The organism is Streptomyces sp. NPDC059850, assembly GCF_042731515.1.
GTDB lineage: Bacteria > Actinomycetota > Actinomycetes > Streptomycetales > Streptomycetaceae > Streptomyces.
Genome location: NZ_JBHWJI010000113.1, coordinates 1 through 11394, shown reverse-complemented (window position 1 = coordinate 11394; position 11394 = coordinate 1). Strand labels below are relative to the sequence as shown.

At 71.9% G+C, this 11394-nt stretch carries 7 protein-coding genes and 2 tRNA genes; 3 read left to right on the top strand and 6 right to left on the bottom strand.

The features are described 5' to 3' along the window. Positions 1–128: 128 nt before the first annotated feature. From ACFV9T_RS41885 to ACFV9T_RS41865, 5 genes are all read right to left on the bottom strand, one after another. Complete coding sequence (locus ACFV9T_RS41885; RefSeq protein ID WP_385448948.1) at positions 129–1208, bottom strand: right-handed parallel beta-helix repeat-containing protein; 1080 nt, start codon at positions 1206–1208, stop codon at positions 129–131. A gap of 181 nt (positions 1209–1389) precedes the next feature. Next, a tRNA-Lys gene (locus ACFV9T_RS41880) sits at positions 1390–1462 on the bottom strand. Between the two features lie 107 nt (positions 1463–1569). Further along, positions 1570–3675, bottom strand: a complete 2106-nt coding sequence (locus ACFV9T_RS41875) for a DEAD/DEAH box helicase (protein WP_385448945.1) — start codon at positions 3673–3675, stop codon at positions 1570–1572. Between the two features lie 249 nt (positions 3676–3924). After that, positions 3925–4482, bottom strand: coding sequence for a hypothetical protein (locus ACFV9T_RS41870; protein ID WP_385448944.1), 558 nt, complete (start codon positions 4480–4482; stop codon positions 3925–3927). A gap of 130 nt (positions 4483–4612) precedes the next feature. Further along, positions 4613–4963 carry a metallopeptidase family protein gene (locus ACFV9T_RS41865; RefSeq protein WP_385448949.1) on the bottom strand — a complete coding sequence of 117 codons (351 nt, stop codon included), beginning with the start codon at positions 4961–4963 and terminating at the stop codon, positions 4613–4615. Between the two features lie 85 nt (positions 4964–5048). Between ACFV9T_RS41865 and ACFV9T_RS41860 the strand changes: the two genes are divergently transcribed. After that, entirely contained in the window at positions 5049–6524 is a 1476-nt protein-coding gene (locus ACFV9T_RS41860; RefSeq protein WP_385448942.1) for a metallophosphoesterase, read from the top strand. A gap of 83 nt (positions 6525–6607) precedes the next feature. Beyond that, positions 6608–6680 (top strand) — tRNA-Glu (locus ACFV9T_RS41855). A gap of 76 nt (positions 6681–6756) precedes the next feature. Here the strand turns inward: ACFV9T_RS41855 and ACFV9T_RS41850 are convergent. Then, positions 6757–9756 (bottom strand): glycoside hydrolase family 2 TIM barrel-domain containing protein, encoded by a 3000-nt coding sequence (locus ACFV9T_RS41850; protein ID WP_385448941.1) that lies wholly within the window; start codon positions 9754–9756, stop codon positions 6757–6759. Positions 9757–9994: 238 nt separating this feature from the next. On the opposite strand from ACFV9T_RS41850, the gene ACFV9T_RS41845 reads away from it, so the two are divergent. Further along, positions 9995–11278 (top strand): ABC transporter substrate-binding protein, encoded by a 1284-nt coding sequence (locus ACFV9T_RS41845; protein WP_385448939.1) that lies wholly within the window; start codon positions 9995–9997, stop codon positions 11276–11278. Positions 11279–11394 lie beyond the last annotated feature (116 nt).

Here is an 11394-nt window from a genome sequence, read left to right as displayed (position 1 = left end):
TGTTGCGGTTTTGTTTCGTCCTCTATTTTTATTTTCTCCCGGGGGTGTATTACTTCCCCCCCCCCGGGCCCCCCCCCCCCTGGCAAGATATGTCCCCGCCCGGCCCCGCGTCCATTGTCGGAACGAATTTACCCGGAGCAGCCCGCGAGGGCCGGGACGCAATTGTTGGGGTTGTTGCCGGTCACGTTCGTCGCCATCAGTGAAATCGAACCGCCGTCGGAGAAGATTCCGCCACCCTGGCCGCCATTGGCCGTATTGCCGGTGATGTTGGTACCGATGATTTGCGTGTTTCCGGCGTGACTGAAGAGTCCGCCGCCATTAAGGGTGGCGATGTTTCCGGACACCACGGTGGACTGCAAATACAGCGTGCTTCCGAAGTTCGCGATACCGGCGCCGTTGCTTCCCGCCGTATTTCCGATAATGCGTCCGCCGTTGAAGGTCAGATTCCCGATGGACGTCCAGATACCGCCGCCCTCGAAACTGCTGGCGTGGTTGGTCTCCAGCGTCACGGCGCTCAGGAGGGTGTCCCCGAAGTTCGCGATGGCGCCGCCGGTGCTCTCGCCGGTGTTGTCGGCGAACGTGGTGCTGTTGGCGGTCAGCGAGCCTCCCGTACCGACGTGCACGCCGCCGCCGTCGTTGGCGGTGTTGCCCGAGAGGTGGCTCAGGGAGAAGGCGGCCGTGGCGCCCGGGGCGACCTGGACGCCGCCGCCGATGCCGCTCGCGACGTTCGCGGTGACCGCGCTCTGCTGGAGGGTCAGCGAGCCCTGGTCCAGGATCCCGGCCCCGTCCACCGCCCGCCCGCCCGAGAGGGTCACCCCGCTCACGGTGAGACGTCCGCCGGACGCGACCTCCGCGATGCGGAAGTCCGGCGCCGAGGCGCTGCGTCTGATGGTCGCTCCGGTACCGGTGATGGTCACGTTCCCGGTGATGATGGGGAGCCCGTCGGGGCCGTTGGCGCCCGTCGCCGCCACCGAGGTGAGCGTGTACACGCACCCGGCGGCGAGTACCACGGTCCCGCCCGCGGCCGCCTGGCCCACCGCGGCGACCAGTGCCGCCGAGTCCCCGCAGGGCACGGTGGCCTGAGGGGAGGCCTCGCCGCCCGCCCTGGTTCCCCCTCCCTCGGCCGACGCCGGCGCGGAAGCGCCCCACGCCAAGAGCGCCAGCACCATGACGGGGAGTGTTCCGCGGATGGTAGTCACGAGTCGCACGAGGGTCTCCTTACGCGTTTTCCTGGGAGAGCGAGCAGGCTCAGCCTGTGCGGCCAGGGCGCGTTCGGCATCCGCTCAGGCGCCGCCCGTGTGACCGCCGATCGTGCGCGCACACGGCGGGCGAAGGGCCCAGAAAAACGACGAAACCGCAGGTCAGCGATGCTGCCTGCGGTTTCCCGGGTGGGTCATCAGGGGCTCGAACCCTGAACCAATGGATTAAAAGTCCACTGCTCTGCCAATTGAGCTAATGACCCGCACCCCCGCAGCATAGCCCGGCCACGGGGTCCGCCCCGAGACAATATCGTCCCGGGTCGAAAGGCCGTGCAACCACGGGGGGTTGCACGGGCCTCATCGGCGTCGGTCAGCCGTTGCGCTTCCAGCGCGGCTTGTCGGTGCGGCGGTCGTGGGAGCGGCCACCGGCGTTGCCGCCACGGTGGTCGTCACGGCGCGCCGGGCGGTCGTCGCGGCGGTCGCGGTTGAAGGGGCGGTCGCCGCCACGGTGGTTGTGGTCGCGGCGCTCGAAGGAGCGGCCACCGGACGGACGGTCGTCGCGGCGGTCGCGGTTGAACCCACCACGGTCATCACGACGCTCGAACGAACGGCCACCACGGTCGCCACCACGGTCATCACGACGGTCCCGGTTGAACCCACCCCGGTCATCACGACGATCCCGACCACCCGACGGACGGTCGTCACGGCGATCGCGGTTGAACCCACCACGGTCATCACGACGCTCGAACGAACGGCCACCACGGTCGTTGTCCCGGCGGTCCCGGCGGTCGAAGTTGCCCCGCTCGTCCCGGCGCTCAGCGGCCGGGGCCGAGGACTCGGCCGAGCGCTGCGCGGGCACGAACGGAACGGCCTCGGCGGGAGCACCGGCGGTCTCGGCACCGGCCTCGGCCGCGTCGCCCTGCTGCGCCGGGGTCTCGCCGCGCTCGCGCGCCGCGCGGGCGGACAGCCGGTCGGCCTCCTCGCGCAGCTCGCCCGCGCGCCGCTGCACCTTCTCCAGCTCCCGGGTGAGGTCCTGCACCTCGCGCTCGGCCTGCTTGGCGGAGTTCGCGGCCGCCTCGGCCTGCACCTCGGTGAGCGAACGGGCGCCGGTGATCCGGGCCACGTCCTCGTCGAAGACGCCCGCCCCGCCGACGATGTGACGGGAGGCGTCGACGCCCGCGTCCTCCATCAGCCGGAAGATCTGCCGCCGCTGGTGCGGCAGGGCCAGCGACACGACGGTGCCGCTCTGGCCCGCCCGCGCCGTACGGCCGGAGCGGTGCAGGTAGTCCTTGTGGTCACCGGCCGGGTCCACGTTGAGCACCAGGTCGATGCCGTCGACGTGGATGCCACGGGCGGCGACGTCGGTGGCGACGAGCACGTTGACGTACCCGTCCTTGAAGTCGGCCAGGGTCCGGGTGCGGGCGCCCTGCGTCATGCCGCCGTGCAGCGCGTCGGCGCGCACGCCCGCGTCGCACAGCTGCTCGGCGACCCGGTCGCAGCCCAGCTGGGTGCGGACGAAGATGATGGTGCGGCCCTTGCGCGCCGCGATGGCGGCGGTGACCGGCGCCTTGTCCTTCGGCTTCACCACGAGCACGTGGTGGGTCATGGTCGAGACAGCGCCCTGGGACGGGTCGACCTCGTGGGTGACCGGGTTCACCAGGTACCGCTTGACCAGGCTGTCGATCTCGTTCTCCAGCGTCGCGGAGAACAGCAGTCGCTGGCCGCCGCTCGGCACCAGGTCCAGGATCTCGGTGACCTCGGGCAGGAAGCCCATGTCGGCCATCTGGTCGGCCTCGTCGAGGACGGCGATCTGGACCTTGTCGAGGGTCGCGGCGCCACGGTCGATGATGTCGCGCAGCCGGCCCGGAGTGGCGACCAGGATGTCCACGCCCCGCTCCAGGGCGTAGATCTGATTGCCCATCGAGGTGCCGCCGCAGACCACCTTGAGCTTGAGGCCGAGGACGTCGCCGTACGGCTGCAGCGCGTCGCTCACCTGCATCGCCAGCTCGCGGGTGGGGGTCAGGATGAGGCCCCGGGGGCGCTTCTTCTCGGTGTGGCCGCCGGCCAGCGAGGTCAGCAGCGGAAGGCCGAAGGAGAGCGTCTTGCCGGAGCCGGTACGGCCTCGGCCGAGGATGTCCTTCCCGGCCATGGCGTCGGGGATGGTCGCGGCCTGGATCGGGAAGGGCGTGGTCACGCCGTTCTGCGCGAGCTTGCGGACGATCTGCTCGGGGAGGCCGAGGTCAGCGAAGGTGATTTCGGGGCCCTTGGAAGTCTCGGGGGTGCTCTGCTCGGCGTCGTCGGCGTCGGCCGCGTCGACTGCGTCGGCCGCGGAGACGTCGGCGCCGGGCTCGGCGGGGGCAGTGGTGGACTCGGCGCGCTCGGCCTGCTGGAGCTGCTCGACCGGCTGGGGCTGGTCCCCGGGGTCGCCCTGCTCGTCGGTGGCGGGCATGACGGCGTGATCAGTGGAAACGGACATGCGAAATGCGAAACCTTCCGGAGTCTCGGCACGCGCCCAAACTCCGTGTTGTCGCAAACGACCGCCTCTATGCGGTCAGCCACGGGATGGCAAGGAACGCGCCTCACGGCGCACTTCGATGAGGCGCCGGGCAAATGGGATCAAACGATCTACCACCATACGCACCCCCACCCCCCAAGAGCAAATTCGCTACGCCAACTGACCATCCCTACCCCCCGTGTCCCTCATCACACCGCGCGTTCGCCCGCGCTATCCCGCGGGCTCGGCGGGCGCGGAAGCGGGCGGGGAGGCCGGTTCCGAGGGGGTGGGCTTGGGATCGGGCGCGCTCGGCGGCGGGCTCGACGGACGCGGCTCCGGCGCGGCCTCGGAGGGCGCGGGCGCGCCCGGCTCAGGCGGCGGGGAGGGCACCGGACGGTGCGCCCCGGAGCCGTGCTTCCCGGGCGACGGCGAGGGCTTCTCCCCGGGCTCCGCGGCGGCTGACGCCGACGGCGAACGGCGCTCGCCAGCCTTGCGCTTATGGCCCTTGGCGTCCCGCGCCGCCTCCGTGTACGTATGCCCGCGGCCGTCCGTACGCACCACCACGCCCCCACCGGGCTCCGCAGCGCCGCCGCCCTTGTCGGAGCCGCCCCGGTGCTTGTCGGGCTTTCCGGGGTCGTCGGAGATGCTCATGCAGCCGCCCAGGGCCAGGGCCCCGGCCACCAGGGTCACCACCACGGCGCTCCGCGCCGAGACGCGGGGGGCGCGCGAGGCGCGGGGCGCGTCGGTGCGGGAGGAACGGTCGGTGCGAGGAGCGGGGGTTCCAGACATGCGTGGGACACCTCCAGGCCGCAGGGCTGTGACGCAGTACCCAACTGGCCCCGCCCCCCTTAGGACACGCGTGCGGCGTAACCCGTGCGCCGGAGGCGGCCGCGCACGCCCGTGGCCTCACCCGTAACCCTCACCCGTAGCCGAGTGCGTGCAGCCGCTCGTCGTCGATGCCGAAGTGGTGCGCGATCTCGTGGACCACGGTCACCTCGGTCTCCTGGACCACGTCCTCCCGGGTCTCGCTCATGCGCAGCGTCGGCCCCCGGTAGATGGTGATCCGGTCGGGCAGGACGCCCGCGTACCACTCGCCGCGGTCGGTGAGCGGCGTCCCCTCGTAGAGCCCCAGCAGCTCGGGGTCGGCCGCGGGCGGCTCGTCCTCCACGAACACCGCGACGTTGTCCATCAGCCGCGTCAGCTCCGGCGGGATGCGGTCCAGCGCCTCGGCCACCAGTTCCTCGAACTCCTCGCGCGTCATCTCCAGCACCTGGCCATTGTCGGGCAGCCGGGCCCGGATGGGGACGGTCCGCGCCCGGGAATGGTGCGCCGGGCGGGCGGGCATACGCGCATCCATGGCCCGCGAACCGCTCGCCCTCGCCCTCGCCCCGGCCACCGAGCGGCCACGGCCGGTCGTCCGCGCCGCCGGGCTGGCCGCGGTGACCCTCCTGGGGGCCTGGATGGGGCTGCTGGTCGTCGGGAGCGTCCACGCCTCGGTGGGCCCGATGGACACCCGGATGGCGCTCAGGCCGTCCCTCACCGGCGGCACCGAGATCAACGTCTCCCCGCTCGGCGCCCTCGAACTCCGCAGCCACCACGCCCCGCTCCGCCTCGACGTCGACGTGGACCGGCTCGACCCCATCCGGTCGGCGGCGCTGGTCGACCGCCCCGAGCGGCTGTCCGGGCTGCAGGAGGAGGTGGCGGGCGACGTCGTGCGCGGCACCCGGGACCTGGCGGTGCGCTCCTGCGCGGCCGTCGTCTTCGGCGCCACCGCGCTGGGCCTGGCCGTCTACCGCCGCCCCCGGCGGGCGCTGGCGGCGGGCGGCCTCGCGCTGGGGCTGCTGGCCGCCTCCGGCGGCGCCGCGTACGCGACCTGGAACCCGGACTCGGTGCTGGAGCCGCGCTATTCGGGGCTGCTGTCGAGCGCCCCTTCGGTGGTCGGCAACGCGCGGAGCATCGTCACGGACTTCGATGTGTACCAGCGGGAGCTGGCCCGGCTCGTGACCAACGTCACGCAGCTGTACGAGGCGACTTCGACCCTGCCCGCCTACCGGCCCGACCCGACGACGATGCGGGTACTGCACGTATCGGACATCCACCTCAACCCGGCCGCCTGGCACATCGTCCAGTCGCTGGTCCGGCAGTACAAGATCGACGTGATCATCGACACGGGCGACACCATGGACCACGGCACCGCCGCCGAGAACGGCTTCCTGGAGCCGGTCTCCGACCTCGGCGCCCCCTATGTATGGGTACGCGGCAATCATGACTCGGCGACGACGCAGCGCTATCTGGCGGGCCGCGAGGGCGTCCACGTCGTGGACGGCGGCCGCACGGTGACCGTCGGGGGCCTGCGGATCGCGGGCATCGGCGATCCGCAGTTCACCCCTGACCGCTCCGCCGCCGTGGCCGGTGACGCCGCCGAGCACCGGGCGGGGCGGGCGCTGGCCGACGCGATCCGGGCCCGTAAGGCGGCGGGCGCGCCCGTGGACATCGCCGTCGCCCACAACCCGCTCGCCGCCCGGGAGACGGACGGCACGGTTCCGCTCGCCCTCACCGGTCATGTCCACCACCGCCGGACGGAGGTGCTGCCCGGCGGCACCCGGCTGATGACGGAGGGCTCGACGGGCGGCAGCGGGCTGCGCGCGGTGGACGACGCCGAGCCCGACAAGGTGCAGGCGTCGGTCCTCTACCTGGACCGGGACACCCGGCGGCTGCAGGCCTGGGACGAGATCGATCTGGGCGGGCTCGGGCTCGCCAAGGCCGAGGTCAGCCGTCATCTCCCGGCCGAGAACCGGCCCGGGGCGACTCCGGCGCCGACCGGTCCGTAAACCGTTTTGGCGAACCTCACCGGCATCCCATATGCTTCTCGCGTCCCCCCGAAAGCGTCGCGAGGCGCCCAGGTGGGCCATCGGCCCTCATCGTCTAGTGGCCCAGGACGCCGCCCTTTCAAGGCGGTAGCACGGGTTCGAATCCCGTTGGGGGCACCCACATCTTTGGTGCGTAGGCCGCGTCTCGCTCGACGAGACGCGGCCTCCGTGCTGTGTACGGCCTTCAGTGCGCTCAGCGCGGCAGGGTGAAGCCGACGCCGAAGCGCGTCCGTTCCGTGGCCCGCAGCTCGTACGGGGCGAGGACGCCCGGGCCGCAGGACGCGGTGCCGATGCCGTGCTGGGCCGCGTCCAGGTCGAGGTGGAGCACCTCGCCCGGGGTCAGGTCGTACGGGTGCCGGGCGGCCTCCAGTTGTTCGGTGGTCCAGCGGCGCGCGGTGAGCGCGAAGGCGGGGCGGCCCTCGATCCGCAGCCCGCCGCCGTCCGGGCCGCGCAGCTCGGCCCAGCGGACGTCGCCGCGGCTGCCGTTCTCCTGCGGGAAGACGTACGGCGTCTGGAACTCCTCGACGGTCGTCGCCCAGCGGCCGGTGCGCGCCGCGCGCCGGGTGTCGGGGTACGACTCGCCGGGGCCGCCGCCGTACCACTCGATCCAGTCGAGCGGCGCCCGTACGCCCATGGCCAGCCCGAGCCGGGGCAGCGGGCAGGGCCACTCGCCGTCCGGGGCGATGTCGACGGCGAGGTCGAGCCGGGTGCCGTCGCCGGGCCGTTCGCCGGGCCGTTCGCCGGTCCCTTCACTGGTCCGTTCGCTGGTCCAGCGGTAGCTGACCAGGAGGCCGAAGAAGCCGCCCGGCGGCGCCACTCGCGCCGTGACCACCAGCGACTCGCCCTCCACCGCCACGCCGTCGCAGCGGTGCCGCATCCGGTCCAGGGCATGGCGGCGCCACAGCGCGGCGAGGGACCTCGCCTCGTCCGGGCCCCGGTCGTTGTCGGTGGTGGCGCGCCAGACGTTCAGCCGGGGCGGGACGGCGATGTGCAGGCCGTGGAGGGTGCGGAGGCTGCCGTCGAGGGGGTCGAAGGTGGCGGGGCCGAGGGTCAGGAGGTCCCCGGCCCGGGGGGCGCTTACGGGAGCGATGCGCGCCCCGGGCGTACGCGTCACAGCGGGCCCCCGGGCGCGCGCCTGGCCCCACGCCACCTCATGGCCCGCGGGCGCCCAGGCGGTGTCGGCCGCCAGGACGGCCCGTACGGTCCACCACTCCTCGCCCTCACTCTCCGCGGCGAAGGCCTCCGGCAGCGCCACCTCGGCCGACTCCCCCGGGGCGAGCGGCGGCACGTCGAGGGCGCCCTCGGCCTCCCGGCGCCCCTCCACCTCGCGCGACCAGCAGAAGGCGAGCCCGGTCAGATCGATGACGTCGTACTTGTTGGTGACGCGGACGGTGCGGGCGGCCGCGTCCACGCAGATCCCGACCGGCTCGACGACCTTCTTGTACTCCAGCAGCCCCGGGGACGGCGTCCGGTCGGGGAAGAGCAGCCCGTCCGCGCAGAAGTTGCCGTCGTGCAGCGGCTCGCCGAAGTCGCCGCCGTACGCGAAGTACGGCCGCCCGGCGGCGTCCCGGGCGCGCAGCCCGTGGTCGATCCACTCCCAGACGAAGCCGCCCTGCAGCCGCTCGTACGTCTCGAACAGCCGCTGGTACTCGGTGAGGCCGCCCGGTCCGTTGCCCATCGCGTGCGCGTACTCGCACTGGATGAACGGCAGGGCGCGTCGGCGGGCGTCCAGCCGGGGGTCGTCCAGCGGCTTCTCGGCGCGGCGGCCGATCGCCTCGACCTCCTCGTGCGAGGCGTACATCCGGCTGTAGACGTCGGTGTGCTCGCAGGACCAGTCGCCCTCGTAGTGGATCAGGCGGCTCGGGTCGCGGTCCCGGATCCAGCGGGACATGGCGGCCAGGTTGCGGCCGGTGCCGGACTCGTTGCCCAGCGACCACATGATCACGCTGGGGTGGTTCTTGTCCCGCTCGACCATCCGGGCGGCCCGGTCGATCAGGGCCTCCTCCCAGTCCGGGTCGTCGGCGGGGTTGCCGCGCCAGTCGCCGTAGATGAAGCCGTGGGTCTCCAGGTCGGCCTCGTCGATCACCCACAGCCCGAACTCGTCGCACAGGTCGAGGAAGGCGGGGTCGGGCGGGTAGTGGCTGGTGCGGACGGCGTTGATGTTGTGCCGCTTCATCAGCAGCACGTCCTCGCGCATGGTGGCGTGCGGGACGGCGCGGCCGTGGTCGGGGTGGAACTCGTGGCGGTTGACGCCGCGCAGCAGCAGCGGGCGCCCGTTGACCGTGATCACCCCGTCCTCGACGGCGACGGTACGGAAGCCCAGGCGCAGCGGGACGCGCTCGCCGCCGGTCGTGAGCGTCGCCTCGTACAGCCGGGGAGCCTCCGCGGACCAGGGCTGGACGCCGGGGACGGTCGCGGTCTCGCCGGTCGCGAGGGTCAGGCCCAGCTCGGGGACGGTGACGCGGCCGCCCGCCGGGACCGCGTCCACGCTCGCGTCCACGCGCAGGGTGCCGTGGCCGGTGCGGTGGTCGTACCCGGCGTGCACGAAGACGTCCTCGACGGCGGCCTCGGGGCGGTGGAGGAGCGTTACGGCGCGGAAGATCCCGGCCAGCCACCACATGTCCTGGTCCTCGACGTAACTGCCGGAGGACCACTGGTGGACGCGTACGGACAGCACGTTGCCGTGGCGCCGCAGCTGGGGGCCCGCGTCGAACTCGTGCGGCAGGCGGCTGCCCTTGGCGGTGCCCAGCTCGCGGCCGTTGAGGCGGACCCGGTAGCAGGACTCGACGCCGTCGAAGCGCAGCAGGGTGCGGCCGTCGCCGGGCTCCGGCCAGTCGGCGGGGAGGTCGAAGACGAGGCGGTGGTCGCCGGTCGGGTTCTCGGTGGGGAGGTGGGGCGGGTCGACCGGGAAGGGGTAGCGGATGTTGGTGTACTGCGGGGCGCCGTGGCCGTGGAGGGCCCAGTGGGACGGGACGGGGAGCTTCTCCCAGCCGTCCTCCTCGCCTTGGCCCGCTTCCGCCGCCTCCGCGTGGGCCACGGTCGGGAAGAGCCGGAAGCGCCAGTCGCCGTTCAGGGACAGGGTGCGTGCGTCGGACCGGAAGGCGGCGCGGGGCGCGAGCGCTCCGGTGCCGGGCGAGGGGTCCTCGTAGTACGCGATCTTGGCTCGATCTGAGCGTCCACGCGTGTTGATCATTGTGTGGATGCCTTCCGAGGGAAGGGGAGATGCCCTGTTCAGGCAGGGAAATGGAGGTGATGATTCCGGCTTAGCAAACAACACAACACAGAGTGAAACAAGTATTGACAGCCACCCCGGAGCGCTCTAGCGTCCCGCCATCTGGTTCGTGAATATAACCAGTGTTCATCTATACGAACGGGCGGTGGCCATGTTCAGACACTCAGCCACACCGAGGCGACTGGCACCTCTGGCATGCGTGGCACTCGCCGGTTCCCTCGTCGCCGGATGCGGCGCGAGCACCAGCGGGAGCGGCGGCGGCAGCGCCAAGGGCCCGCTGGAGGTGTGGACCCGCAGCGACGCCGTGGACGCGAAGGCCTACAAGAGGATATTCGCCGCCTTCACCAAGAAAACCGGCATCAAGGTCGATTACAAGCCCGTCGTCGACTTCGACAAGCTCCTCCAGCAGCGCGCGGCCTCCAAGAACCTGCCCGACGTCACCATCAACGACATGGGAAGCCTCGGGAACTACCAGTCCCAGGGGCTGCTCCAGCCCATCGACAAGAAGGCTCTCGCGGGCACCTCCCAGATCACCGGCACCGCCTGGTCCGGCGCGGTCGGCACCGATGGCAAGGTCTACGGCATTCCGTTCTCCCGCCAGGCCCAGGGCATGTTCATCCGCAAGGACTGGCTGGCGAAGGTCGGCATGAAGGCCCCGAAGACCTGGGCCGAACTGCTCGACGTCGCCAAGGCGTTCACCGACAAGGACCCGGACGGCAACGGCAAGAACGACACGTACGGCCTGCTCGTCCCCGGCTCCACCAACAACGGCTACCTCGCCTGGTTCGCGTCCAACTTCATCTGGCAGGGCGGCGGCGACATCGTCGCCTCGCGCGGCGGCGGCAAGTACGAGGCGGTCGCCGACTCCCCCGCGAACGTCAGGACGGTCACCTGGCTGAAGGGCCTGTACTGCTCCAGCAAGGTCACCCAGCCCGGCTCGCTCACGATGACCACCGGCGACTCGTACCCCTTCTTCACGCAGGGCAAGGTCGGCATCTCGCTCACCGGCCCCTATGAGTTCCCGCTCTTCGACAAGACGCCGGGCAAGGACAAGCTGGAGGTCATCCCCGCGCCCAAGGGCCCGGACGGCAACACCGTGCTGGCCGAGGGCGAGAACGTCTACCTGATGGCCGGTTCCCAGAAGGCGGAGCAGCAGCGCAAGCTCGCCGAGTTCCTGATCAGCCCCGAAGCGCAGAAGCTCGGTATGACCGCGCCCGACGCCCCCGTCGTCCGGCTGTCGGTCAACACCAAGGTGGACACCGGCAAGGTCTACAACGACCCGCGGTGGAAGATCTTCTCGGACGCGTACGCGAACGACTCCAAGCCCTTCCCGTCCGCGATCAACTACCAGCCCATCCGGCAGGACACCGCCGAGTCGCTGAACAAGCTCTTCGCCACCTGCGGGTCCAGCGTCAAGAGCGGGCTGAGCGAGCTGAACTCCACCCTGCAGCAGGAGCTGAAGTCCCAGGGCGTGGCCAAGTGACCCAGCCCCTGGGCCACTCGGGGATCACCACGGCGGTCTCCACCCCGGCGGCCACCGAGCCGCGGCCCGGCGGGCGACGCCGGGCCGCCGCCCCGCCTGGGGAGGCGGGGGAGCGG

Bases quoted from the DNA above. Each gene is read 5' to 3' on its own strand.
- ACFV9T_RS41870 (WP_385448944.1), bottom strand. From the start codon at position 4,482: ATGTCTGGAACCCCCGCTCCTCGCACCGACCGTTCCTCCCGCACCGAC.
- ACFV9T_RS41850 (WP_385448941.1), bottom strand. From the start codon at position 9,756: ATGATCAACACGCGTGGACGCTCAGATCGAGCCAAGATCGCGTACTAC.
- ACFV9T_RS41875 (WP_385448945.1), bottom strand. From the start codon at position 3,675: ATGTCCGTTTCCACTGATCACGCCGTCATGCCCGCCACCGACGAGCAG.
- ACFV9T_RS41860 (WP_385448942.1), top strand. From the start codon at position 5,049: ATGGCCCGCGAACCGCTCGCCCTCGCCCTCGCCCCGGCCACCGAGCGG.